Below are 25,260 nucleotides of genomic sequence, written 5' to 3' on the forward strand. Positions count from 1 at the left end.
AATGAGCTTCAGGCACCTGCGCAACGGATTCGAGCATGCAAGAGGAGGGCGGCGCACCCGCAGCACTGGCTGCGCCCGGCCCAGGGGGACAAGGAGAAGCCAATGACCCAATCCAGAGCCAGCGAGCCCGCCCGGCGGATTCTGGCCCATGCCGGCCTGCGCACCAGCCTGCCGCGGCTGGTGGTGTTGAGCGCCTTCCACGAGCAGGACGCCTATACGGTGGAAGAGCTCTACCAGCGCCTGCGCGAGCCGACCAACTCCATCACCCAGGCCTGCGTGCAGAGCACCCTGCGCAGCCTGGGGCGCAGCGGCGTGCTGGTGCGCGATGCGCAGCGCCGCTACCGCCTGGCGCCCTCGTTCGCCATGGCGCTGAACGAAGAGGGCGAGGCTCGCCGCCTGCAGTGATGCGTCACTAGAGATTCCTACAGAAAACGCTAATAAGACGCATTCTAAATTTCCGCAAAGCGGTCTCGTCTTTCAGAAACAAGGCGCCGATGCGGCGTCCCCATGGGCCGGCGGACCGCCGTCGCGCCTCCTGGCAAACGGGCTAAGGATATTGGCAGCATGAACCAGATGATCACCCCCACCTACGACGTTCTCGGCATCGGTTTCGGGCCTTCCAACCTGGCGCTGGCGATCGCGCTGCAGGAGCAGGCGCAACGCGAGGGCCTCGACTACCATGCGCTGTTCCTCGACAAGCAGGGCGACTACCGCTGGCACGGCAACACCCTGGTGGCGCAAAGCGAACTGCAGATCTCCTTCCTCAAGGACCTGGTGAGCCTGCGCAACCCCACCAGCCCCTACAGCTTCGTCAACTACCTGCACAGCCAGGGGCGCCTGGCGGACTTCATCAACCTCGGCACCTTCTACCCGTGCCGCATGGAGTTCAACGACTACCTGCGCTGGGTCGCCCGGCACTTCGCCGAGCAGGCCCGCTACGGCGAGGAGGTGCAGCGCGTGGAGCCGGTCGCCGGCGCCCACGGCATCGACCTGCTCAAGGTGGTCTCGCGCGATGCAGAAGGCCACGAGAACTTCCGCCTGGCGCGCTCCATCGTCCTCAGCACCGGCGGCACGCCGCGCATTCCGCAGGCCTTCGCCAGCCTGCGCGGCGATGCGCGGGTGTTCCACCATGCGCGCTACCTGGAGCGCATGGCCGAACAGCCCTGCGTGCGCCACGAGCCGATGCGCATCGCCGTGGTCGGCGGCGGGCAAAGCGCCGCCGAGGCTTTCATCGACCTCAACGACAGCTATCCCTCGGTGCAGGTCGACATGATCCTGCGCGCCGCCGTGCTCAAGCCGGCCGACGACAGCCCCTTCGTCAACGAAATCTTCGCGCCAAACTACACCGACCTGGTGTTCCAGGAGCCGGAAAGCGAGCGCGAGAAGCTGATCGCCGAGTACCATAACACCAACTACTCGGTGGTCGACCTCGACCTGATCGAGCGCATCTACGCCATCTTCTACCGCCAGAAGGTCTCCGGGCAGGCCCGCCACGGCTTCCTCTGCCGCCGCCACGTCGAAGGCGTGCGCGCCGACGCCGCCGGCGTGCACCTGAGCCTGCGCGACAGCGCCACCGGCGAGGTGGAGCAGAAGCAGTACGACGCGGTGATCCTGGCCACCGGCTACGAGCGCAACTCGCACCGCGAACTGCTGGCGCCACTGCAGGCGCACCTGGGCGACTTCCGCGTCGACCGCGACTACCGCCTGCAGACCGACGCGCAACTGCGCGCGCCCATCTACCTGCAGGGCTTCAGCCAGGCCAGCCACGGCCTCAGCGACACCCTGCTGTCGGTCCTGCCGGCCCGCGCCGAGGAGATTTCCGCGTCGCTGTTCCGGCACCTGCAGGCGCAGCCGGCAGCTCGCACAGTCGCCGCCGAGACCGCCTGAGCCCATGGGCCCGTTGCCGCCCCCATCGGGGCGGCGCCTCCAAGCGAGAGTATCCGCATGTCCAGTCCGCTTCCCGAATCCATCCTGCCACTGCCCGACGGCCGCCAATTGAGTGCCGAGACGCATGGGCGACGCCTGACGCTGTCCCTCGATGGCGCGGCGCTGCTCGCCCTGGAAAGCGATGGCCATACCTGGCAGCTGCTGTCCGAGGTGTCATCCTTCGCGCTCTGGGCCTTCGCCTACTGGTGCTTCGCCCATGACGAACAGCGCCAGGTAATCCTCCTGCAAGGCGCCGGCTGCCCGGCGCAGGCCTACGCCGAAGGGCTGCTCAGCCGCAATGGCGACGGCTTGGCGCAAGTGGAGCGCAGCGCCTTCTGGCAACTGCCGCAGCCCTGGTTGCACCAGCCCCGCGAGGTGGCGTTCCCCCAGGTGTTCCGCATCGACGCCGGCAAGCGCCACCCGCTGCGCCCGCCCAAGCCCGAAGGCGAGGTCTACCGGCGCTTCGATGTCCGCCTGGGAAGCTGGATATCCCTGCGCACCCTGGATATCGACGCCGACCTGGAGCGCTTCAACCGCTGGCAGAATCACCCGCGCGTGCTGGAGTTCTGGCAGGAGGGCGGCAGCCTCGCGCAGCACCGGGCCTACCTGGAAAAGCTCGCGCTCGATCCTCACGCGCTGACGCTGATCGGCTGCTTCGACGACCAGCCCTTCGCCTATTTCGAAGCCTACTGGGCCAAGGAAGACCGCATCGCGCCGTTCTACGCAGCGGACGACTACGACCGCGGCATCCACATGCTGGTGGGCGAAGACAGCCAGCGCGGCCCGCACAAGGTACAGAGCTGGCTGGATGCCCTGGTCCACTACCTGCTGCTGGACGAACCGCGCAGCCAGCGCATCGTCGCCGAGCCCCGCGCGGACAACGCCCGCATGATCGGCCACATGCAGCGCCTGGGCTTCTGGCGGGAAAAGGAATTCGACTTCCCGCACAAGCGCGCGGCGCTGATGGTGCAGAGCCGGGAGAACTTCTTCGAGCGCTGCGCGCTGCGCTGACCGCCTCAGCTCCAGGCGGGGGCCTGCTTTTCTACGGGGCTACGGGTTTACGACGGTGTTGAGGCAGAGGTTAAAGCGCACCCTCACCCCAGCCCTCTCCCGCAAGCGGGAGAGGGGGCCATTCGTGCCACCGGGGGGGGGCCGGCGGGGGCGTTGAATCCAATCGCGGACAAAGTCCGCTCCTACGCCCTCCGGCAAACATCAGCCCCGTAGGATGGCGTTGAGCGAAGCGATACCCATCAGCATGACCGCATGGGTTTCGCCAAGGCTCAACCCATCCGTTGAAGCGCGCCTTGGCGCAGCCGGCAAGACAGTTGCTCCTACGCCCGTGCTTCCTGGAACCGTAGGAGCGGACTCTGTCCGCGATTCGGCGGATAACGCCGTAGGCGTTATGCGCCCTACGGATTTCCAGAGAAACATCCGAGCGCTCGGAGCGGCGCGCTACACCAAGCCCCCAACCCCACCCCACATGAAAATGCCGTTCCCCTCATAAAGAGAAACGGCATTCTTCCTTGACTGAACAGCGCCCAGGGCTTTGTCGTTCGCCGCTCAGAACTTGTAGTTCAAGGTGGCCAGGACGTTGCGGGGGGTACCCCAGACGCCCTGGCCGTACCAGTTCACCGCGGTCTGGTACTTCTCGTCGAACAGGTTGTTGACGTTCAGCTGCGCCGAGATCTGCGGGGTGATGTCGTAGCGGGCCATCAGGTTGGCGACCAGGTAGTCGGACTGCTCCTGGCGCTGGCCCTGGGGCCCTACGCCGTCGTAGTAGATGCGGCTCTGCCAGTTGGCGCCGCCGCCCACCGTCAGTTGCTTCCATTGCCCCGGCAGGCGGTAGGTGGTGAACAGGCGTGCCATGGTGCGCGGCAGCTGGGTGTTCACGTCGTTGTCGTCGGAGTCCTTGGCGCTGTAGTGGGTGGCGAAGAAGAAGGCGTTCCAGTTCTCGGTGAGGGCGCCGGACAGTTCGAACTCCACGCCCTTGGAGGTGGCGCCGTCGGTGGCGTAGTAGGCCGGGCTGTCGGGGTTGCCGGGCACGGAGTAGCCGACGTCCTGCTGGCCGAGGTTGTCCTGGACGATACGGAAGGCGGCCAGGGATGCGTTCAGCCTGCCGTCGAGGAACTCGCCCTTGATGCCGGCCTCGTAGGCGTCGCCGGTGACCGGGTCGAGCCAGGCGCCGTTGCGGTCGCGGTAGTCCTGGAAGTTGAAGATGCTGGTGTAGCTGGCGTACAGCGAGTAATTCTGGTTCAGGTCGTAGACCAGGCCGGCGTAGGGGATGAACTTGTGGTCGCTGTAGTCGTACTCGCCCGAGGAGGCCCAACCGGCGCCTTCGCGGTCGTACTGGGTGAAGCGGCCGCCGAGGATCAGCTTCAGCGGGTCGGCCAGGGACAGGCGCAGGGCGGCGTAGCCGGCCTTCTGCTTGGTGTGGTTGCGCTCGGAGAGTTCGCGGTTCTCGTAGTCCCACTCCGGTTCCGCCACGTGGCCGAAGTCGTACACGCTGACCGGGGATTGCCAGGGCGTCTTGTTGCCGATCCAGTCGAACGAGTACTTGTGGTCGAAGTAGGTGGCGCCGACCACGGCCTCGTGGGTGCGGCCGAACAGTTCGAACGGGCCGGACAGGCGCAGGTCGGTGCTCTGCTGCTTGCGCTCGCCGGGGAAGCGCGACTGCGAGGGTTCGGCGTCGATCAGGCCGGTCTCCGTGTCGGGAAAGCCCCAGTTGAAGATACGCGCGTTGTCCACTTCGTTGCGGTTGTGCATGACGCGGAACTGCGCCTGCCAGTCGTTATCGAAGCGGTGCTCGAGGTTGGCGAAGAAGTTCTTGACCTCGACTTCCTCGGTGTTCCACTTCGGCGCGATGCTGAACGAGCGGCTGTAGTGGGTCTTCGAGCCGTCGCTGTTCCACAGCGGCACGCCGCCGTAGGTCAGGCCGTCGGCGTCGGACTTCTGGTAGCTGGCGCCCAGGCTCAGGGTGGTGGCGTCGGTCAGGTCCACGTCGACCACGCCGTAGATCACGTGGCCCTCGCGGGAATAGCGGTCGAAGAAGTTCTTCTTGTCCTGGTAGGCGCCCACCAGGCGGCCGCGCACGTTGCCGGTGGGCGTCAGCGGGCCGGACAGGTCCAGGGTGCTGCGGTAGTTGTCCCAGGAGCCGGCGCTGACCTGCGCCTCGCCGCGGAACTCCTTGCTGTCGGCGCGCTTGCGCACCAGGTTGACCGAGGCCGAGGGCTCGCCGGCGCCGGTGAGCAGGCCGGTGGCGCCGCGGACGATCTCGATGCGGTCGTAGATGATGGCGTCCAGCTCGGACTCGCCCGCGGCGTAGTTGCTCTTGTAGTAGCTGGAGATGCCGTCGTACTGCAGGTCGTTGATGAAGAAGCCGCGCGAGGCGAAGACGGTGCGCTCGCTATCCAGTTGCGGCGCGGAGATGCCCGGCGCGTTGGCCAGCACGTCGCCGAGGGTGGTCATGTTCTGGTCGTCCATCCGCTGGCGGGTGATGACGCTCACCGACTGCGGCGTCTCGCGCGTCGACAGCGGCAGCCCGGTGGCGGCGGCGGTGGCGCCGGTGGTGTAGGAGCCGGTGCCTTCGGTGGTGGTGCCCAGGGGGCTGGAGATGACCTGGGTAACGCCCAGGTTCACCGGCTCTTCCGAGACCGGCTTCATGGTGTAGCGGCCGTCGCTGTCCTGCACGGCCTGCAGGCCGGAGCCATCGAGGAGCCGTTGCAGGGCTTGCTGCACGTTGTAGCGGCCGTCCAGGCCGTGGCTCACGCGGCCGTCGGTCAGCGCCGGGTCGAAGGAGATCAGGACCTTGGCTTCGGTGGCGAAGCGCGTCAGCACTGCGCCCAGGTCGCCTTTGCCGATGTGGTATTCGCGCACGTCGGCGCCATCGGGCTCGGCCTGGGCGGGGACGCCCAGGCCCAGTACGGCGGAAAACAGCAGAGCCTGGGCCAGCGCCAGGGGGAGGGGACGTGGGGCGAAGGGTGCTCTCATGGTGGTGTCGTGCTCTTCCAGGTTGGCAGTGGGGCGTTTGCCCTCTGCTTGATGAGTCGAAGGAGCACGGGGAAACCTATCAGCGGCCCGCAGAAATTTTCAGCGAGGCACGACCTTGACCCAATAGCGGGTGCGCTGGACGACCCGCACCGGCAGGCTGGAGGCCACCGCCCGCAGGGCCTTGTCGGTGTCGTCCAGGGAGAAGGTGCCGCTGATCCTGAGCCCCGCGATGGCGGGGTCGCAGTGCAGCCAGCCGCTGCGATAGCGAGCCAGCTCGGTCAGGAACTCATCCAGCCGCTGCCGGTTGGCGACCAGCAGCCCGCTGCTCCAGGCATCCTGGCCCGGAGAAACGGGGAAAGGCCTGCCGGCAGCATCGGCACTGAGCGAGCACTGCTGGCCGGCCTCGAGCAACAGCGGCTGGCCGTGGGCCGGCGTGAGGCGGACACGGTGCTCGAAGACCGCGACCTGGGCGCTGTCGTCCTGCAGGCGCACGGCGAAGCGGGTGCCCAGCGCCTGCACCGTTCCTTGCGGCACCTGGACCAGGAAGGGGCGGTTCAGGCTGTCGGGGGCCGTGGTCACCAGCAGCTCGCCGCGACGCAGGATCAACTGGCGCTGGTGGGCGTCATAGGCGACATCCACCGCGCTGTCGCTGTTGAGCTGCACGCGGGTGCCGTCCGGCAGGGTGGCGCTGAACCGTTCGCCCAGCGGGCTGCGCAGGTCCGCATCCCAGCCCGCCGTCCTGCTGTAGCGCAGGCCGCCATAGCCCAGCGCCGTGCCGCCCGCGACGAGCACGAAGCCCTTGAGCAGCGTGCGCCGGTTCAGGCGTCCGTTCCGCTCGGCCTGGAGCAGGGCCCGGGGCGCGAGCGAAGCGGGCAGGCGGCCGAACTGGCCGAGCGTCAGCTCCACCTGGCGCCAGGCCCAGGCGTTCTCGCCGCGCTCTTCCAGCCAGCGCTGCCAGGCGTTGCGGTCGTGCTCGGTGGCGCGTTCGCTCTGCAGCAGGCTGTGCCAGGTGGCGGCCTGCTCCAGTGCTTCGCGCTGCTGCCGGTCGAGGCGGTCCAGGAGGCTCAGGGCAGGGCTCCCAGGCGGAAGAGCATGCAGTGATGGGTGGCCTTGGCGATGTAGCGGGTGATGGTGACCTCGCTGAGGTCCTCGGCTTCGGCGATCTTCCGGTAGGTCATGCCCTCGAGTTGGGAGAGCAGGAAAGCGCGCCGCACTTTCGGGCCCAGCCCGGCCAGCATACGGTCCAGCTCGCAGAGCGTTTCGAGCAGGATGGCCCGGTCCTCTTCGCTGATTTCCAGCGCCTCGGGCTGGCCGGCCAGCTCCGCGAGCCAGGCGCGCTCCAGGCGGTCGCGCCGATAGTGGTCGATCATCAGCCTACGCGCGATGGTGGCCAGGTAGCCCCGGGGCTCGCGTACTGCCTGCAGACGATCCGGGGCGTCCTGCGCGGTCAGGATGCGGATGAACACATCCTGCACCAGGTCCCGGGCAAGCTCGGTGCAGTTGACCCGCGGCCGCAACCAGCCGAGCAGCCAGCGGTGATTGTCTTGATAGAGGTGACTCACCAATTCCCTGGTACGCGATGCCGACATGGATAGCCCGGGTTGTGAAATTGAGACTTATTACCATCTTATGATTTTCGCCAGGCGTCCGGCAAGGCTGGCACGGAAGAGGGGATGCCTGCCTGGCAGGCTTGTTTTGCGGGCGTCAGCCAGGCTGTAAATGATAAGGCTGGCTCAAGGGCTGACTGCACAAGCGCCTTGGCAATGCAGCCGATGCAGCGGGCATGGCCCCTGACGTGTTTTGCGCCTGCTGCTCAAGCCTGCCTCGCACGGCTTCTCCAGCCCGGTGGATGCGCGTGCCAACCTGCGCACGATGGCCCGCGGGATATGCATCGACCTGTGGCGCCGGCGCGAGGTGGAACAGGCCTGGCTGGACACGCTGGCGGCCTAGCCGGACGGAGCCTTTCGAGCCGTCGCCTGAGTTCCGCAGAGATCGAGCTTCAGATTGGCGGACTGGGAATACGAAGTCGGTTCGTAACCGGGAGCGAGGCCAGGTGCGGACATGAATGCCGATCGAGCGGAGCTGCCAAGGCAGATCGACGGATCGACTCAGGAAAGATGCCGAGACGGGCAAACGAGCGGTTTTCCCTGGTGAATTCTGCAGGGGCCATCTGCAGCTGCGCTTATCCATGACTTCGCATAATGTATATTATGTTAAACGATAAGCCATGTTCATAATGTTCATAATGTTCATGAGCTTTACAAGCTCTTGATTCGACCCACCCCCATTCCACGTCCATGCTTGCTAACGGGCTATGTTCAGTTGTTCATGGGGACCTGCGATGAAACTGATTCAGTGTCGCCTGTCTGCAGGCAGTCGAATGCCACTGCTGGTGCAGGATGGCGCTGCTGCGCCGTTACCGGTGCTCGTTCCGTTTCTCTATGTCCAACTCAAACTCAAGTACCGTGCCTATAACACCGCTGCAGCGCACCTGAGAGCTATCCAGGCGTTCTATATCTATGCGGAGAGCCGCAGCCTCAGTATCGATGAGGCCATCCTGGCGTGCCGCTTTGAGTCTATCCTGGCCGTGCTGGACGGCTACGCCGTTTGGCTTCGCTACCAATTCCTCGTTGAGAGTGGGCGTCGATACGTCGACGGCGATGACGCCGTGCAAATGAGCGGCCAATGGATTGACAGACGCGTCATCTATCAATGCTGAGACCAGAGGGATGAGGTGTATAACAAAGTGTATGCAACACCTTGGCCGATTCCTGATGCAACACCACTGCGGCACGCACCGTTTGCGGGCCACCACCGAATCCGCCCCCAAAACCCACTCACCCCCGCCTACGGCTGATGCGCTTGACCGTTGGCTCGTTCCTTAAGATGAGCAGTTCAGAGTCCAGAACTGTGCGAGATATAAATGCAAGCGTCCTCAACGTAGGCTGGTCATCGATTGCCCGCGCTACCTCATCCGGATTGACCGACTTGTGGCCAACGAGTGAGCGACGCGTTCTGCTCTTACGAAGCACGTCCACGATTGTCTGACCAATTTGACGAATCCCGGCTTCATTGAGATCCCGAGTAGCACGTTGGTCCTGAGCTACTCCTAGGAGATCCGCCATCAGCTGAGTTTTGACTAGCGATGGTTCGTCTGAGCATCGGTATGCCATGGGAAGGCTGTTGAACACGACGTAGTGCTCATTTTCATCGGGCAAGACGCCGATATCACCTGGGCGGAAACCGAACGAGCGATTGACGATCTGCTTCGACAGGTAATGCGCGTTCAGTTCTGCTGTTTGGTGGAAGCCTGGGGCGACGTAATAGACTTCGTTGCCTTTACTTTCAAGCTCCAGCAACAAATCATGCTGGGCGGAGTGCCGTAAGGCATGAAGATGCCAACGGTAGTAGGCGCCTCCCATCAAAGTGTATTCCTTGCAGTTTGTACGCTCCAGGTAATGGCTCAGCTTGAATTGGAGGAAGAGCGGTGATCCGAACGGAATCTTGACGTCGTAACCGCCACCAGGCTTGCCCTCTTTCTGCAGCGAAGGGAATTCGGGGGCGGCTACGACGTGAGAGCCGGGCAATGTAATCAGTTCGTTGGTGAAGGCGAAGCCGTAGGAAAACTCAGACATCTCGGGTTTCATTGCTGCTGCGTCCTTGCTCTTGATCATTCATGTCGGAAGGAATTGAGGTCGCACGTACGCCAACGCGTGGAGTGTTTATGGCACGGATCCCTGAGCCGCCAGTTCCAAAATCGACCACCCCGCAGCCTTGAGTGCCATCCTCCGCTTCTCGCCTGCCGCCCCCTCCCCCAGTGAGCCCTGCCGTATGGCCAAGCACAGCATGTGGGTCGGCCGGGTCATCCCAACGTACATCAGCATCATGTCTTTCTTGGCGCTGTCCGGTGGTCTCTTGGCAGCGGCTTTTTGGCCTTCAAGCCACGGCATGAGCTTCTGAATGAAGTGGGTTTTCCTAAAGGTCTCAAGGATCAGCGTCGCAGCGTGGGTTTTGCCTTTTTCCGAGTGAATGGATGACATCCGAATATCGACGCCGTCGGCACCGTCCTGGAATCGGTAGGTGTTGATTAGGGAGCCTCCGCTTTCTCCGGCTTCAGTGGCTGCTGGAGCAGGTTCCCAAGCAAGGTACTGGTGGCTTTGGCGATCCGCTGTCACGGCCTCGGAATCATGAAGAGCGGCTGCTAGCAACAAGAGCTTCGGAGAGATGACCTTGACCCAATCCTGCTCAGTGACCTCCGACGGCACGAACAGAATCTGCTGGAGGCACTCGCGGTACCGAGCGAAGGCGTCTGGCTTGGTTTTGAGTTTCTCTTCCACTGAGGCGTGATATCGGCCTCTCAGCTTCACCTGGCTGCCAGGAAACGCCAATGAGCCCAGGTTGGCGAGGCATGAAGCCAACAACTCGACGGCTGAAGAGGCTGTGGATTCGCGCATCGCGTACCGACGAGCAATGTGGGCGCCTTCCGCGTACGTGCGAGGATTGAACGACGTCTTAGTCGTGTCAGATCTGTAGGATGGCCAGTAATGCTCCAGAGCCTTCGGATACTGGTTCGCTTTGTAGTTCTCAAGCCGGTGCACGGCGCCGACGGCGAACACACCTGCCTTGCGGGATTCCGCCGGCAGATGTTTCAGCACCAGCTTTCCAAATTCATCCAGCACCCCGGTCGCATCCTCGTCGGGGAAGACGATGATTGTGTTAGGGACACTGCCTGCGTCACGCGGAGCCCGAAGCCCTATCAATCCATTTGTAATAGGGGCATACGCAAAAGGGTTGGCGATCGATGCAATGGACTGATCAAAGCGGAAGCTACTGGCGATCTCCAACTGACGCTCTGGGTCAGGGAAGGGGTCCCGCAATGGCCTGTTCTTCTCGAAGATTTCTTGGTTGGGATCGCCGACGCGAATGACACGGACGTCTGGATCATCGTGGGGAAAAACGCGCTGAAGCACATCCGCCTGTTCAGGTTGAGTGTCCTGCATCTCATCGATCAGGACACATGGGAAGCGCAGACGTAGTGCGGCGCCGACGCTCGCCTCCTGATCGAGTAAGGCGTGGCCCAGCACAAATACCTCGTCGAAGCAGAAGTAGCCTGCCTTGGCTGCGCCGCTGAGCGATTTCACCACACTCTTGTAGGTATCTGTGTGTGGCGCAAAACCAATATCTTCATCGCCAAGTGGTAGGTTGAAATCGACAGATCGGATCCGCAAGCTGTAAAGACTTTTGAATTTTTTCTCGAAGGCGACTTGCGCACCTAAATGCTCTTTGTACGTCAGTTCCCTTCGGCGTGCTTTGTGCGTGGCCTCATCGTCAATGGCTTGAAGCGCAATCCCTTTCGAGCGTAACCATGGCGAAGCAAGGAATCGGCCGGTGAAGCCATGGATGGTGTCGATATAGTGAGGGAAGCGCAGCAGCCGTTGCCCCACCTCGGTGCCGCCGAGGCGCTTCTCGATCTCTTCTCGCGCTGCATTGGTGTGCGATAGCACGCAGATCCCCTGCACGCGGCTCTTCCAGTGGCGGGCCAGGATGGCAAGCTTGGCGACGACTAGGGTCGTTTTTCCGCTACCAGGACATGCCGCCACATCTACGGTATCCATGGACTTCAAGAAATTACGACGGGGCTCGTCCAGCACTTCCAGCCCCATCAGCCCAATGACCCAGTCCACATCGGCGTCAGTGATGGGGGCAACCAGTTGGCTGAACGTCATTTGGCGACCTCTTTCACCGAATCAGCAGATCCTGGATTCGGTGCGGCGGGTACCATAGTGGGGTGAGCCGGGCTGGTGTTGGTCAGTGCTGCCCCCCGCGTCGCATATTCAATCGCATGGACAACGTAGGCGGGCAGCAGCCCCCGCAGCGTTGTAGCATCAAGGGAGCGGTCATCGAAGCGCTGGTCGATCAAGTCGATCAGGTGCTGGGCTGCAATCGCTTTGGATGCCCTTTTGAACAGCTTGTAGATCGCGGAGCACCGAGCTTCTTCGGTAGCATGGGCCGTCTGAATCTTCTCGAAGGCCGTCTGCGCCTTCTTCAACACGCTGGTCTTGGTTTCCTTGCCTTCGTCGATCTTGTCTTCATTGATGGCCAGGTAAGCGGCATGATGGACTTCCTTCGAGAGCCCTTTGAACGCTAGGTCGTATTCGAGCGTCCAGTGATCGGCAACGAACGTGCGCACACATTGCCCATCACTCTCGGCTCGATTGTCGCGATGCTCTTTGAGGCCTCTTTCAATGTCGGACGAGGTAGCACCAAAGTCTTTCACGGCGCGCCAGCGCCGGTCGGCTTTGTCTGGCCAGACCGCCCCTTTCACTCCTTTCAGGCTCAGAATCTCGGGCGCGCAGTCCGGCATCACGTCCATGTCTGTGATGCATGCCGTAGGCACGGTGATCTCGCCTTCCGACGTATCTTTGCGCTGCAGGATTTTTGAGTAGCGCCGCAGCCCCACACCGCCCACATTGATGATCGATACGCCGTGTTTGGTGAGGTCCAGGCCCAACCGCCGAGCAAGCGAAGGCAGCAGAATGGCTTCCGCATCGCCTTCTACGACAAGCAAACCCTTTGCGAAAAAAAGGCCCGCCTTGGTGACGTCAAGGAAACGACTGAGGAAGCGATAATCATCAGCTGCCAAGCAGGTCTTGTTCTCCGCTAGCGAGAAGGCCTGCTGCCTCTGCATCAATACCAGGTTCTGCAGGGGGATTTTCGAGCTCAGGCTAGGGCTGTGCGTGGTCAGGATGATTTGAACCGGCCTTAAGTCTGTGGATGGCTGGGCCGCGGCCTCAAGAAATTCCATCAATTGGAGCTGGCGCTGTGGGTGCAGGTGCGCTTCGGGCTCCTCGATAAGGAGCAGCGGTAGCCCATCAGGCTCTTTACCGAGCAGCAGCAGTTCGCAGGCCATGAACAACACATTGTTGGAGCCTAGCCCGTAAACTCCACGGGCTTCACCTGTGGTGTGATCCAGTAACCCCAGCTCCAGGCGCTCCAAAATTTGTTTCAGCTTGGCGGGGTCCGTTCCGGCCTCGCCGAAACCGATGCGGCTCGTGAGGGGCTGGCCGGCAAGTGATAGCGGTCGCAGGTAAGTCTCGTTGATCTCTTTCTGAGCGGAGACAATGGCGCTGTGACTGTTCACTAGGTGGCGAAGAAAGTCGCCCATGCCGGCAATACTCAAAGCCTCGGCACCAGCGAGATCAGCCGGGAGTAAGGCAGGGTCGAAGGAGCTGCCGGCATCAATATTGGGGAAACTACTCAGGACTTGGGAAAGCCTTGAGTTTCTGCCCGGGGACATTTCCCGCTCCGCATCGCGCAGAGGTTTCAGGTATGCGGTGGCCAGTAGTTGCCGTACACCTATGTCGAAAGACGGGCCATCTCCGTTCTCACCCGAACGAACCGAGATATCGACCCATTTGCGGGTTGAGGCGGATGCGACGACGCGGCGAGCTGACCAGTGAACGTACAGCCGACCCACGCCGTCTTTGTAGGTCACGTACTCAGCGAAAGCACCGAGTTCCGCAAGGCTCAGTCCTTCCAGGGTGCATCTGAGGGTGATGGTTTCCGCTTGAGTGCCATCTTTGGCAATGTGGAAGTCCTCAATCTGCAGGCGAATATATTCAGCATCCCGGGTTTGTAAAACGTAACGGATCGCATCAATGATGGCGGTTTTACCGGCATCATTTTCACCAACGAGAGCAGTGACGCCTTTGTTGAACTGGATGTTCAACGCATGGCCACCATTGCCAAACTGGCGGAAATTTTCGATTTTCAAAGCTGAAAGGAACAAAGCGCTACCCTCACCTGATTCAGAGGGTTGCCAGCCTGGCCGACACTTTCCCTCCCTGGATGTGCTAGCTATATGCCATGAAAAACCTGTGTGAGCTACGCGATTCATCGACGCGTTGCTTCAAGTCTCCGTCAGGTAGCCTGAGCACTGCTTCCAACAGCGGGCGAAATGCGCGCGTGGGTGTCGACGTAGTGCGGCCGAAAAAATTTGGGTACCGCACGCCCCGCCAACATGAATGCCTCAGGCGGTTCTCCGCGGAATATGCACTGAGAGTGCGGTATTTCAATGTGGCGCCGCTTTGCTATTACCGGGCAGCCACCCTATCTAAATCCATGGTATTTCCTGTCCTTCGACCAAGGAACATAACGAACGGGATCGGCCTCAGTACTAAAGCGCACACCTTGGACTTTGTGAATCACGATGCAATCTCGCGCTAGCCGCAGGCTTGGTTCGGGGGGCGGCACCAAAAGCAAATACTGGGAGTTTTCATCATCGGATTTAGGTTCAGCTTCCCACATTTCGGGGTAGTAGATCCATCTATCCTCATCAGGCTCATAGAGGCTCACATGCTCTGCCTCATCCGCAGCTTTGACTCGCTCCACCCCACTGGCTTTATGGAAAAGAATCACGTTTTGGCCCGGCGAAGCATCCTGGGCCACCTGTACAGAAGGGAATAAGATCCCATCGAGATTCAGCTGATCATGAGTTGCGAGGTAGTCGGCAATCGCTTGGGTGATCAGGTATCCGCTTTCTGCCCAATCAGGCATAACCGGCATAGTTAGCTGCCGTTGTAAGGCTTTGAGAAAAGCGCAGCGCTCAGAAAGGCTCTTGCGAACTGGATCGAAATAGCTCAGCTCACGGTGCGGACGCATTGAAGCCAGATCGTGCAAGTTGAGAAGCCGCAAAGGCCGAATGACGTCGAAACGTGCGGTGACAACCATACTGCCAACGGGAGGACGCACTTCGGCAATTGCCGTATGGTCATCTGTTGCACCGTAGAAAACCGAGATCCCTTTGGCATTCATTCGACCAGGGGCCCCCTTACCTCTGGGTACCGGACCCAGATACTTTTCGGGGTGTTTCAGGGCTTCCTCCATTGTCTTGTCGTCCTGAAACACCCGCCCCCGCTGGAATGATGTGATCTGCTTTCCCTGACCCACCTCGACGATTGCTGATCGATTGTCCTTCGAACGCAAATCTTCAATGCCGTCGAAAACCATCGCCAGGATCTTCCCGACCATGGGATTTGCCAGTCGCGATTCAAACTGCAGGCTGTGTTCCATTTTGCGCCAGCCCGTCGTTAATTCGGACGAGGCTTCAGTCTCTTCGACAAAATAGGGGTCGTCCTCAGCACCGTGGTAGCTCCACGAATCGAGCAACCGCTCATGGATATCCGAAAGAAGCGTCTGATTGGCACCCAGTATCCGCTCCAGCACGTCGTACAGACTTTCGCCGATTGGAGGGTAGCCGTGATGAATTACTGAGTCCGGCTGCTGGATAGGTTGGAACGAGGCTTGGATTGCCGCATCGCAAAGCTCAACCAATTCTTCCATATCCATGACTGGAAGCTCTCGGGCACAGTAATCGCATTCCCCAGCATCATTGCCTGCGGCCTTATCCTGCAGATAGCCCTCGGTGAGGCAATCGGTACACACCAGTTGACTCATCACGTGCTCCTTGGCTGTTTCACACGATAAATACCTGCTGCTAGGCAAAGGCCACTCTCTGTCCTCAGCTGCCGAGCGGCATCGTGCCCATGCAAGTTACTAGCTACATCAATTTCAACGTCGCCATCCCAACCATGGAGGTCTAACGGAACCGGATTTAAATCATGCCTTTAGGTTTAGTAGTCGCGCTGATGACATCTCCTTTCTCCGTTACAGTCTGAACGAAACCCTTCGTTCGAAGTGCGTTGACCAGCCTTATGTTGAGATCGGTGTATGGCACCTCAATTTTTTTGACATGCGGTGAAAGCTTAGTGAAGCCTTCATCACCTAGCATACCAAGAATGGACGCTGATTCAGCCCAACTGCAAGATGGTAAGCATTGGATCAGCATTTCAGAGCGCTCAGCTGAGGTCAACCTCTCGTCACATGCGAACTTCTTGAGTACGAGAATAAAATCCTGAGGAAAACTTGTCGAGTGTCGATTTGCGAGGCTGCAGATTTTAGCGACCTCTTTGATGGCCAAGTAATTGGCCTCGATGGCTTCAATCGGTAATACCGCCCACATTCGGATTTTTTCATTCAACTCAAGCGCGCCGCTTTGGCTGAGTGGCAACGCCAAGTCGATCGATATTTGAGATAGATCAACTTGATCGCGTGCTTGCATCCAATGTGTCGCGATATACGGAGCTTCCAAATGAACATGGAACGACTTGATGAATTCCCGGATCTCATGGCTATATGGCAGAAACGGCGCACTTGCAAGCATCTCCCAGCGCTCCGTTGACTGCGCTCCTTTGAGGATCTCGAGATCGTTCAAGACTAGATTCTCGAAGAGTAATTCAATCGCTTCGTTCGACACCCCTGTCACACCGAGTAGGTATTTTTGTAGTTCAGGATGCATTGAGGTGTGGGAATCCCAAAGATCACCTCGGAGTTCCTGTGCATGGCGCTGGACAAAGCTTGCGAACGCCTCCATATCCGAGGCTTCGCAACCTTTATCTTCCAAAGCAGGTGCGAGTATGTCCTGAAAGAACGCCCAAACCGCAGCGGCCTTTATCGTCACCCGATCAGACAGCAGAATTTTCGCCCACAACGATGGGGTTGTGTCTTCAAGTCGGTCGAAGGTGCATGTCGTTCGATCAAATAGCTGAGCCACGGTGTCTGAGTCATCTGACTCTTCCAAAATGGCGTGTAGCAGTTCGCAAAAGGAGGCTGAAGATTCGTCCAGAACTCCAACTTGAGCTAAAAGCGTATTTGCAAATTCTCCTGGAGATGCCAGCAGGAGATCATCCAGGCAATCAATCTCCAACGTCTTCAGTCGACGATATGAGATCAGGTCCAGACTGGGCTCAGACTTATTTCGTTTTACCAATTCGGCTTTTTGGCAAACCAGCGCCAGCATCCTTAGGTTTACCTCAACGCACCCCCACTTGATCAATTTCTTGAGATCTTCGTTTGCAATGCTGTCATTCAGAGCTGAGAAACGTATTGGCATCTCTCTCAGCCAAGGCCAACCGTTACGTCCTGCTTCAATTCCTGGCGTCAAACGTGAGACATCTTCTAGGCTCGCGATGGCATCATAGATCTCATTGCCCGGCATAGAATTAAGCTGCCTTAGCTGGGCAACATCTAATGCATCCAAGATTGCACTTATCAATAATTGCCTTGATACCGTTGATTCGAATCGCTCAGCATTCAGCAAGGCCCGAAGCAAGCCTGGCTCTAAAGAGAAAACAGCTTTAATAAACTTCAGCGATGCTGCAGTTGATATCAACGATTCAGCCGCCTGCGCCATCCTATTCAGATGCCCGTCAAGCCCAGCCCTCAGGATAGTCGCGAGTTTGTTGTGCTCAGGGCTAATACCCGGATCATTGTAGGGACAATCAGAAAGGTATTCGATCAGCGCGACGATAATGCCTCTGCCATCATTCAGATCATCCGCATCCAACTTTTCCACTATCTTTTTCGGGGCACTGATCACGGTCTCGACGTCTACGGAGACGCCACGTCTAAGCTCAAGAATCAGGTTCTTGTCATCAGATGTGAGAGATCCCTCATAGAAATATCCGAAGTAATCCGTGTAGTCAGTATCGAAGTATTCGTGGCGCATCAAATAAATGACGACATCCAAACCTTGAAGATTTTGCGAAACCACATCACCGTAAGCTCCTTTGACAGCAGCTCGAAAGGTTTGGTGGTTAATGCGGCTAGCCTCAGCTCGCAGCCTAGTCATTTCATCATCAATATCCACTAGCGACCGCTGGAGTAGATCATGCCTTTTTTGGTACGACGTCGATGCCAGTAGCTCCTTCGAACTAATAGACGTTGGAGACTGCTGAATATTTCTGTAGCCATCAGTGATGACCATTGTTAGATAAGCATCTTGAGCAAACATTGACATAAAAATATTATCATCAATGAATTGACCCAAGGTAAATTGACCGCCATTTCGCACATGAACATGCGTTGCGCCATTAATTCCAGATCTCTTCATAAGTTCGAGCCAAACATACGCGCGGAGCTCAGACACGCTCGAGGCGATTTCCTGTATGCGCATCTCCCGCATTCCCCGCAGCGCCTGGTAGGAAACTTCAGCCTGTTTGGACTGCTGGAGCCGCCACTCACTGAAACCCTGAATGGCCTCGTAAATGGCTCCACGTCTCTTTACTAAGTCAGCGTATTCAGCTGGATGCAAATTACGAATCGTGATGATCGCAAATAGTTTATTCGGGTCAAGCTTTAATCCGGAGCCAGCGCCAAGGATGCTGGAGAACATGTCAAATTCGTTGACGATGTTTTTGATTAACCGCATGTCATCGATGTAGTAACAAACAGTTTCGACCAACGTTTCATTAAGCCCGGCATCCAGCGGAACCCCATTAAGATCTCGCTCACGAAGCATTTTCATCATTTTCTCGCGAGAGTTCTCGGAGTTGATCACCGGGATTACGGGAATGATCAGGTCGAAAAATTTCGTTTTCTCCCCCACGGCGAATAGCTCATCCCGGATCGCATAGATAAAGTAAATCGGTCGTTTAATTTGTGGCGACTGCTTGATGATAAAATTTATTTCACGCAGACGCGTGAATACGTCATGAATGCCAAACCTGTCGAGATCCTCTATAACTACGATATCGATTTGGCTACGTTCAAAGCAGTAGATTATTTCATCAATATTTTTGTGCAGCACAGAGCCGTGGTGAGTTGCTTCTAGTTTTCCGCCCTTGATAGTGAAGCCGTCAATGCTAAACAGAGACAATAGCTTCAACACCGAGAACAGCATGTAGATACCACCAAGCCCCAATACCAGAACAGCCGCCACCCCGGGGATCCATAGAAGCCATTCGACCAACCACGCCGGGTCGACTTTCGGTAGCTTCTCGATTGTTGGGACATAAAGTCGCAGTACGCTTGCGATCATCAGAACGTAGAAAACTGTACGCCCCCATATGATGGACGACGGTGCTTGGATTATTCGCTTCAATCGACTCTTCGGTAATTCTTCTGACGGTACCGCGTACAGCAGTTGCTGAACGATGGTTTCCTCAATGCGGGTCAAGATATCCGAATCGGCTTTTTTCTCTGCACCTTTTGGGTCTGTAGCGATTGGACTGGATTCAGCGGGAGCGACAGGAAAATCAGTCAGGCTCCCCACTCTATCCTTATTCAGGTCCTTTCCGAAGGCGGCCAGCGATACAAATGCATAGGTGAGTTCAGGATGACGATCGACAAATGTGCGAATGACACTGCTCTTTCCGGCACCGTACTCGCCAGTAATCGCAATATTGCGAATTTGGTCGTTGCTCAGTGCATTCAGTAGTTCGCTCTCGTAGCGCTGTGAGCGATCCATATCCAAAAGGACAGGAGTCAATGGCTCAAAGACATTTGTATTGCTGGCTGTAGCTAGATATTCACGCGCAGCGGCCACTGCTTTGGCGCTAGCCTTTCTGTAACGTCTGTACTGACCCATAGCATGATTTAGGAGAGAACTGACGTGATCGCATTTCGAAAAATAAAATTGAGTCAGACGGCGAAACATCCCTTTCTCCTGTGCCACTGAAAGGCTGCTCGGGAGAACCGCCCCAATGATCATTGCTTAATCCACAGCCAACGCTACGTATCTGTACAGCAGGCAGTAATGATAGCGCAGCGCCATCCCAGAATGCGACGAACGCGCTATAGCCCACGGAGAGGCGTGGCCTACCTCCGCGCAAAAGGTGTTCCTACACGGCAAGACGCTGAAAAACCAAAGCTAGGTGAGAAAGCGTTTGTACTGGCCTTACTCAGCAAAAGCCATCCTCGCGGTCACCAGGAAACTAAAGCCTTCCTCCTTTCAGGGCATTCGCGGTTTTGCTGGATGGTTGGAGTTCAGCATGGGTCATGTGGAATGCTTGAAAGGCCTCGCTAATCTCCCGATCAACCAAGGCCAATGCCTCCCCGCTTCCGACCGTATCAAGCATGGATAGGTCAATTCCATGAATCTCCGAGAAGGCCTGCAGCAGCCGCCAGAACGGAATCTTGTGATCTATATGTAGATCACTACGATGCACGATGTCCTCGCCGCTGATCGCACATTTAGCGGGTAGCGTCAGCGTCTCTCGAAACGCTATTAACTGTGAACGAACCGAGAACCTAAGCGCCTCGCAGACTTTCCCGTAGGATGATTGGCGTACACCGCTGATACAGAGCTTGTAGGAGAACGACTCTTCTGTGCCGTCGCTGCGAACGAGCCAAAGTCCCTGGCCTGCGCCTAACACATTCCGCTTGACTTTGAAATGGTCAATGCCTGACCCAATCTTCCGCTCTGCGTCTGGATGTAGCGCAATGAGTAGATGAAGCTTTTGGATGGCAATGTTGTGCGAAACCCTGCCAACCGGTGCGGTGGCCACGAAGACCTTGAGCCTATCAAGCAGCTCTTGTTTGGATGAGTACTGAAATGGCCCTAACCAGTACAAACCTGCATCTCCTCAGCCCCCGCGTCTTTCAGCTCAGCCAACGGAATCGTTGCGTGCAGAGGGCGGCTTCTTTGCATGAGCTTCTCATGAACGTGGAGCTATGAACATCGGAAGCTATCGCGGAGCCGCATGGTCAGTGGTGCTTATGGCGAGGACGTTCATGAACGGAATACATCGCCCATAAGTTAAATTAAATATCTGTTCATGGAATCCTGAGCCAATCCTGGCAAGGTCTCCTCCTCGCAAGCTCTTTCGCTTCTTCTTGCCACAAAGGCAATGCCTGACTATCGACTTCTACCAGCAACAACCATTCCGGGCTGAATGGTCGTTGAGCCGCTCTTGCGTCTTTCATGCCGCTCTCGTCGGCGTCCAAGCGTTCCACGACGAATTTAATAAAGCGCCCTTCGTCCTCGATTTCCCGCAGCCGTGGAACTAGCCGGGCGCCAGGAGCAATTCCAGTTGCTGCAGGTCGCTGCGGGAAAATTCCAGCAGCTCGTCGATCATCGATCAGTCGCTCCTTCAACGGAATCCACTGCGGGACATAGAACAGGTAGCCGTTGACCACGCAGCACACCAGGCCGCAGGCCATGATCGCCAGGGCGTTCATGATCAGCAGTTACGAGCGGCGGTGCATGGTAGTTCTCCCCATTCTGGCTACTCTGGCCTATTCATGGGAGCGCCTAATCCAGCCGTATCTCCGAGGAGCCCCCGGCAAATGATCAGCCGGCAAGCCCCCTCACCCAGCGCCGATACCGCCAGGTGCGAACCTGCGTATCCAGCTGCTGCTCCAGCAGCGCCAGCGCCGGCGCGACATTCGGGTTGGCCAGCTTGCCGAGGCTCAGGCGGCGCAGCTGGTGTTTCACCATCGCCATGTAGCCGATCGACGCCAGCACCTTGTTCTTCCAGGTGATGGGCCTGAGCATGGGCGCGCTTGCCTGCCCCGCCCGCCAGTCCCTGGGCAGGTTGGGGTCGATGGCCAGCGCGGTGCCCATGCCGACCATGTCGATGCCGCTGTCCAGGACCTGCTCGGCCACCGGCAGCCGGCGCACGCCGCCGGTGACCATGACCGGCATCTTTGCAACGGACGAGATGTCCTTGGCGAACTCCAGGAAGTAGGCCTCCCGGGCCAGGGTGCGGCCGTCGCGGGCCTGGCCGTGCATCGCCGGCGCTTCGTAGCTGCCGCCGGACAGCTCGATCAGGTCCACGCCCAGCGGGTTGAGCAGCGCGACCACCTGCTTCGCATCGTCCGTGCTGAACCCGCCGCGCTGGAAGTCGGCCGAGTTGAGCTTCACCGACACGGCGAACGCGGGGCCCACGGCTGAGCGGACTTCCCTGACCACGTCGAGCAGCAGCCGGGCGCGGTTCTCCAGCGCCCCGCCCCACTGGTCCGTGCGCTTGTTGGTGATCGGCGAGAGGAACTGGCTGATCAGGTAGCCGTGTGCGGCATGGATCTGCACGCCGGTGAAGCCGAAGCGTTCGGCGAGCACGGCCGTCCTGACGAAGCGCGCCTTGACGTCAGCGATGTCCGCCTCGGTCATCGCCCGCGGCGGTATGAACTGTTTGGAGAAGTTGCCCAGGTCCATGGGGACTTCCGAGGGCGCGATGGTGTCCTGCCTCAGGGCCGCGGGCATCTGCCGGCCCGGATGGTTGATCTGCATCCACACCTGCCCGCCGTGGGAGCGGGCGGCTTGCGCCCAGGCCCGGAAGCGCTCGCCGAAGCGCTCGGACTCCAGCACCACCCCGCCCGGCCCGGTCATGGCGCGGCGGTCGATCATGACGTTGCCGGTGATCATCAGCCCGACCTCCCCTTCGGCCCAGGTGCGGTAGAGGCGGATCAGGGCGTCCGAGGGCGCATGGTCCTTGTCCGCCATGTTTTCTTCCATGGCGGCTTTGGCGAGACGGTTGGAAATGACGGCCCCATTGGGCAGGGTCAACGCAGTGAACACTGTCATCACAGGCTCCAGGATTGGCGACTGCCGCACCGTAACCTTTAAGTCAACTTTAATGTCAAGGGTGTTTTCGCGTTCCGTGCCAACCACTCGGAATCCGGGATTGCAGGGGCTTGACCTTAAAGTTCAGTTAAAGGTTAGGGTTCGCCGGCAAGCTGCTGGCCAGCGTGCCGCAAGCCCCACGCCTAACCCTGGAGAGAGTGAACAGTGAAACTCGGAAGTGTTGCCGCGATAGCCGGACTTTTCGTCAATGCCCTTGCAGCCTCCGCATGGGCCGAGGTTCCAGCGACCGAAAGCACGATGATCGACATCGCCGGCCATGAAGTGCCTGTGGTGAAAGGCGGGTTGTACGACCGCTACCGTTCGAACCCGCCCCTCTCGGTGATCGCCGCCGAGGCGCCGGACGTCGACCTGAGCTGGTTCAAGGGGCTCGCCAAGACGAAGGTGGACATAGGCTTCGAATCCTACTCGCCGAACTTCTACTACAAGAACAGCCGGGTCACCGCCGTCTACACGGCGGACATCGACAAACTGAGGGAGCTGATACCCGCCAAGGTCCTGGAAAAGGTGCAGCCCCTGCAGGTCTGGCCGGGGCGCGGCCTGGTGGCATTCACCGCCTACTCCTATCACTACTGCGACAACGACAGCTATAACGAAGTCGCCCTTTCCATCATCACCAACAAGCCTGGCCGCTCGAACCTCGGCCCCCTCACGCTGGTTGGCCAGTCGCTGTCCAAGGATTATTGGGGGTACGTGCTCAAGCTCCCGGTGAACACCGAACTCGCAAGGGTTCGTGGCGTGGTTGGCTACAACCTGCCGAAGTGGCTGACCGGCATCGACGTCACGGAGGATGCGCACAAGGTGACCTACGACATCGTCGATAGCCGGACAGGCAAGGTGGATGTGGTGTTCCAGGCGGCCAAGCTTGCCGAGCTTTCGCAGAAGGACGAGTTGGTGACCAACAGCTTCACCAATACCGACCGGAACGGCGAGCTGACCTATGGCTACGCGGTGTCGCGCCAGCTCAGCCATGCCTCCAGCAGCGACGGGGATTCGGCGCGGCTGATCCTCGGCGACGGCGAGCTTTCCAGCTACATCAAGTCGCTGAAGCTCGGAAAGATGCTGAAGTACGAGTACGTCCCGCAGTTCCAGAGCGCGCTTTATGCGCCCAAGCCGCTGGGCGCGCTTGTCGGCAAGGACTGACCAGGCGTAGGGCGGATAACCGTTCGCGGTTATCCGCCGTTTGACCTTGACCCCCGGCGCGCCGCGGATTCCATCCGCGATCGCGGACAAGGTCCGCTCCTACGAAAAGCCGTGCTCGCCTGCAACGTAGGAGCAACTGTCTTGCGCCGAGGTGCTCTTCGTAGGATGGGTTGAGCTTGCGAAACCCATGCGGTTGCGCTGATGGGTATCGCTTCGCTCAACGCCATCCTACGAAAAACCGTGCTTCCTGGAACGTAAGCGGACTCTGTCCGCGATTCGGCGAATAACGCCGTAGGCGGAGAAACAACCGGGAGCTCCGATGGCTCACTCGGCAGAAACGCTACCGACCTTGGCCTGCCTACGGACCGGCATTGCCACACTGCCCTCCTCCCGCAGCCGCTCCAGCACCCGCTGGGTGTTGTCTGCGCACTGCATCCCTTCCGGCTTGCTCTCGATGCTCTCGATGGCCACCAGCAGCTGCGCCTTGTTCTGCTCCAGGCGCTTCTGCAGCACCTCGATCTCGCCCACCTTGCGCCTGAGGCCCTCCAGCAATTCGCCATGCTGCCAGCCACTGGCGTTCAACGGCAGCAAGGGGCGGATCTCCTCCAGCGAGAAGCCTGCGCTCTGGGCGCCGGTGATGATCTCCAGGATCACCAGCGTCTCCGGCGCGTAGTCGCGGTAGCCATTGGCCTTGCGCTCGACCGAGTTGATCAGGCCGCTGGCCTCGTAGAAACGAATGCGCGAAGGCGCCAGCCCACTGAGCTTCGCCAGCTCTCCAATTCTCATGCCGCACCCTCGAAAAAGCGTTGACCTTAAAGCTTACTTTAAACCTACAGTGATTGGACGGCCAAGCGATGGGGCGTTCACGCGGTGTCGCATCGCTGGTCACCGAACTCCACCTCACACAGGAGATGCGAACATGGGATATGTCACCACGAAGGACGGCGTCGAGATCTTCTACAAAGACTGGGGCCCCCGCGATGCCCAGGTGATCCACTTCCACCATGGCTGGCCGCTCAGCGCCGACGATTGGGATGCCCAGATGCTCTTCTTCCTGGCCAACGGCTTCCGTGTCGTCGCCCATGATCGCCGTGGGCACGGGCGTTCGAGCCAGGTGTGGGACGGCCACGACATGGACCACTACGCCGATGACGTGGCCGCGGTGGTCGATCATCTCGGCACCCGGGGCGCGGTTCACGTCGGCCACTCTACCGGCGGCGGCGAGGTCGTCCACTACATCGCCCGCCATGGCGAGGACCGTGTTTCCAAGGCCGCCATCATCAGCGCCGTCCCACCGCTGATGGTGAAGACCGACAGCAACCCCGGCGGCCTGCCCAAGGCGGTTTTCGACGACCTCCAGGCCCAGCTCGCGGCCAACCGCGCACAGTTCTACTACGACGTGCCCGCAGGCCCCTTCTACGGCTACAACCGCCCAGGCGCGAAGCCCTCGCAAGGCATCATCTGGAACTGGTGGCGCCAGGGCATGATGGGCTGCGCCAAGGCCCACTACGACGGCATAGTCGCGTTCTCGCAAACGGACTTCACCGAGGACCTGAAGAAAATCACCATCCCGGTCCTGGTGATGCATGGCGACGACGACCAGATCGTCCCCTATGAGGATTCGGGCCTGCTCTCGGCGAAGCTGCTTCGCAACGGCACGCTGAAGACCTACTCAGGCTTCCCCCACGGGATGCCGACCACCGAAGCCGATACGATCAACGCCGACCTGCTCGCCTTCATCCGCGGCTGACGAGCCCGGGAGCCAGGTGCGCCTATCCTGGCTC

At 59.4% G+C, this 25,260-nt stretch carries 19 protein-coding genes; 7 read left to right on the forward strand and 12 right to left on the reverse strand.

Going from position 1 to position 25,260, the window contains the following annotated elements:
• Positions 1–102 precede the first annotated feature (102 nt).
• The 3 genes from PM1_RS15070 (at position 103) to PM1_RS15080 (ending at position 2,937) form a co-directional block, all read left to right on the forward strand.
• Entirely contained in the window at positions 103–405 is a 303-nt protein-coding gene (locus PM1_RS15070; RefSeq protein ID WP_024128922.1) for a transcriptional repressor, read from the forward strand.
• A 159-nt stretch (positions 406–564) separates the two neighbouring features.
• Positions 565–1,887: a lysine N(6)-hydroxylase/L-ornithine N(5)-oxygenase family protein gene (locus PM1_RS15075; RefSeq protein WP_009622011.1), complete on the forward strand. Its 1,323-nt coding sequence runs from the start codon at positions 565–567 to the stop codon at positions 1,885–1,887.
• Positions 1,888–1,944: 57 nt separating this feature from the next.
• Positions 1,945–2,937, forward strand: a complete 993-nt coding sequence (locus PM1_RS15080) for a GNAT family N-acetyltransferase (protein ID WP_009622009.1) — start codon at positions 1,945–1,947, stop codon at positions 2,935–2,937.
• A gap of 549 nt (positions 2,938–3,486) precedes the next feature.
• Here the strand turns inward: PM1_RS15080 and fhuE are convergent.
• From fhuE to PM1_RS15095, 3 genes are all read right to left on the reverse strand, one after another.
• Positions 3,487–5,913, reverse strand: coding sequence for a ferric-rhodotorulic acid/ferric-coprogen receptor FhuE (gene fhuE / locus PM1_RS15085; RefSeq protein ID WP_009622007.1), 2,427 nt, complete (start codon positions 5,911–5,913; stop codon positions 3,487–3,489).
• Between the two features lie 99 nt (positions 5,914–6,012).
• Positions 6,013–7,011 carry a FecR domain-containing protein gene (locus PM1_RS15090; RefSeq protein ID WP_306153370.1) on the reverse strand — a complete coding sequence of 333 codons (999 nt, stop codon included), beginning with the start codon at positions 7,009–7,011 and terminating at the stop codon, positions 6,013–6,015.
• The gene (locus PM1_RS15095) at positions 6,978–7,502 is read right to left on the reverse strand and encodes a sigma-70 family RNA polymerase sigma factor (protein ID WP_009622003.1); all 525 of its coding nucleotides are present in this window, start codon (positions 7,500–7,502) and stop codon (positions 6,978–6,980) included. Before PM1_RS15095 ends, PM1_RS15090 begins: the two co-directional genes overlap by 34 nt.
• A 211-nt stretch (positions 7,503–7,713) precedes the next feature.
• Between PM1_RS15095 and PM1_RS15100 the strand changes: the two genes are divergently transcribed.
• Positions 7,714–7,863: a hypothetical protein gene (locus PM1_RS15100; protein WP_024128920.1), complete on the forward strand. Its 150-nt coding sequence runs from the start codon at positions 7,714–7,716 to the stop codon at positions 7,861–7,863.
• Positions 7,864–8,254: 391 nt separating this feature from the next.
• Positions 8,255–8,632 carry a hypothetical protein gene (locus PM1_RS15105; protein ID WP_238603258.1) on the forward strand — a complete coding sequence of 126 codons (378 nt, stop codon included), beginning with the start codon at positions 8,255–8,257 and terminating at the stop codon, positions 8,630–8,632.
• A 118-nt stretch (positions 8,633–8,750) separates the two neighbouring features.
• Here PM1_RS15105 and PM1_RS15110 read toward each other — a convergent pair whose 3' ends face one another.
• The 8 genes from PM1_RS15110 to PM1_RS15145 form a co-directional block, all read right to left on the reverse strand.
• On the reverse strand, positions 8,751–9,587 hold the full coding sequence (locus tag PM1_RS15110; RefSeq protein WP_173427914.1) for a hypothetical protein: 837 nt from the start codon (positions 9,585–9,587) through the stop codon (positions 8,751–8,753).
• A gap of 48 nt (positions 9,588–9,635) precedes the next feature.
• Positions 9,636–11,639 (reverse strand): UvrD-helicase domain-containing protein, encoded by a 2,004-nt coding sequence (locus PM1_RS15115; RefSeq protein ID WP_009621997.1) that lies wholly within the window; start codon positions 11,637–11,639, stop codon positions 9,636–9,638.
• Positions 11,636–13,702, reverse strand: a complete 2,067-nt coding sequence (locus tag PM1_RS15120; RefSeq protein ID WP_084229711.1) for an ATP-dependent nuclease — start codon at positions 13,700–13,702, stop codon at positions 11,636–11,638. The genes PM1_RS15115 and PM1_RS15120 overlap by 4 nt, the downstream gene beginning before the upstream one ends.
• A 320-nt stretch (positions 13,703–14,022) precedes the next feature.
• Entirely contained in the window at positions 14,023–15,369 is a 1,347-nt protein-coding gene (locus PM1_RS15125; protein ID WP_009621993.1) for an RES family NAD+ phosphorylase, read from the reverse strand.
• 157 nt (positions 15,370–15,526) lie between these two features.
• A complete protein-coding gene (locus PM1_RS15130) occupies positions 15,527–19,408 on the reverse strand; it encodes a YobI family P-loop NTPase (protein ID WP_009621991.1) in 3,882 nt (1,293 codons plus the stop codon).
• Between the two features lie 277 nt (positions 19,409–19,685).
• Positions 19,686–20,324 carry a DCL family protein gene (locus tag PM1_RS15135; RefSeq protein ID WP_009621982.1) on the reverse strand — a complete coding sequence of 213 codons (639 nt, stop codon included), beginning with the start codon at positions 20,322–20,324 and terminating at the stop codon, positions 19,686–19,688.
• A gap of 202 nt (positions 20,325–20,526) precedes the next feature.
• A complete protein-coding gene (locus PM1_RS15140; protein ID WP_152604551.1) occupies positions 20,527–20,931 on the reverse strand; it encodes a hypothetical protein in 405 nt (134 codons plus the stop codon).
• Between the two features lie 112 nt (positions 20,932–21,043).
• A complete protein-coding gene (locus PM1_RS15145) occupies positions 21,044–22,276 on the reverse strand; it encodes an NADH:flavin oxidoreductase/NADH oxidase family protein (protein WP_009621980.1) in 1,233 nt (410 codons plus the stop codon).
• A gap of 204 nt (positions 22,277–22,480) precedes the next feature.
• On the opposite strand from PM1_RS15145, the gene PM1_RS15150 reads away from it, so the two are divergent.
• Positions 22,481–23,476 (forward strand): acetoacetate decarboxylase family protein, encoded by a 996-nt coding sequence (locus tag PM1_RS15150; RefSeq protein ID WP_043300494.1) that lies wholly within the window; start codon positions 22,481–22,483, stop codon positions 23,474–23,476.
• Positions 23,477–23,800: 324 nt separating this feature from the next.
• On the opposite strand, the gene PM1_RS15155 is transcribed toward PM1_RS15150, so the two are convergent.
• Positions 23,801–24,262: a MerR family transcriptional regulator gene (locus tag PM1_RS15155; protein WP_009621970.1), complete on the reverse strand. Its 462-nt coding sequence runs from the start codon at positions 24,260–24,262 to the stop codon at positions 23,801–23,803.
• Positions 24,263–24,395: 133 nt separating this feature from the next.
• Between PM1_RS15155 and PM1_RS15160 the strand changes: the two genes are divergently transcribed.
• Positions 24,396–25,226, forward strand: a complete 831-nt coding sequence (locus tag PM1_RS15160; RefSeq protein ID WP_009621968.1) for an alpha/beta fold hydrolase — start codon at positions 24,396–24,398, stop codon at positions 25,224–25,226.
• Positions 25,227–25,260 lie beyond the last annotated feature (34 nt).

This window comes from Pseudomonas sp. M1, from assembly GCF_022760135.1.
Lineage (GTDB): Bacteria > Pseudomonadota > Gammaproteobacteria > Pseudomonadales > Pseudomonadaceae > Pseudomonas > Pseudomonas citronellolis.

Coding starts and splice junctions, on each gene's coding strand:
- PM1_RS15070 (WP_024128922.1), top strand. CDS start 103: ATGACCCAATCCAGAGCCAGCGAGCCCGCCCGGCGGATTCTGGCCCAT.
- PM1_RS15075 (WP_009622011.1), top strand. CDS start 565: ATGAACCAGATGATCACCCCCACCTACGACGTTCTCGGCATCGGTTTC.
- PM1_RS15080 (WP_009622009.1), top strand. CDS start 1,945: ATGTCCAGTCCGCTTCCCGAATCCATCCTGCCACTGCCCGACGGCCGC.
- fhuE (WP_009622007.1), bottom strand. CDS start 5,913: ATGAGAGCACCCTTCGCCCCACGTCCCCTCCCCCTGGCGCTGGCCCAG.
- PM1_RS15095 (WP_009622003.1), bottom strand. CDS start 7,502: ATGTCGGCATCGCGTACCAGGGAATTGGTGAGTCACCTCTATCAAGAC.
- PM1_RS15105 (WP_238603258.1), top strand. CDS start 8,255: ATGAAACTGATTCAGTGTCGCCTGTCTGCAGGCAGTCGAATGCCACTG.
- PM1_RS15110 (WP_173427914.1), bottom strand. CDS start 9,587: ATGATCAAGAGCAAGGACGCAGCAGCAATGAAACCCGAGATGTCTGAG.
- PM1_RS15115 (WP_009621997.1), bottom strand. CDS start 11,639: ATGACGTTCAGCCAACTGGTTGCCCCCATCACTGACGCCGATGTGGAC.
- PM1_RS15125 (WP_009621993.1), bottom strand. CDS start 15,369: ATGAGTCAACTGGTGTGTACCGATTGCCTCACCGAGGGCTATCTGCAG.
- PM1_RS15130 (WP_009621991.1), bottom strand. CDS start 19,408: ATGTTTCGCCGTCTGACTCAATTTTATTTTTCGAAATGCGATCACGTC.
- PM1_RS15140 (WP_152604551.1), bottom strand. CDS start 20,931: ATGAACGCCCTGGCGATCATGGCCTGCGGCCTGGTGTGCTGCGTGGTC.
- PM1_RS15145 (WP_009621980.1), bottom strand. CDS start 22,276: ATGACAGTGTTCACTGCGTTGACCCTGCCCAATGGGGCCGTCATTTCC.
- PM1_RS15155 (WP_009621970.1), bottom strand. CDS start 24,262: ATGAGAATTGGAGAGCTGGCGAAGCTCAGTGGGCTGGCGCCTTCGCGC.
- PM1_RS15160 (WP_009621968.1), top strand. CDS start 24,396: ATGGGATATGTCACCACGAAGGACGGCGTCGAGATCTTCTACAAAGAC.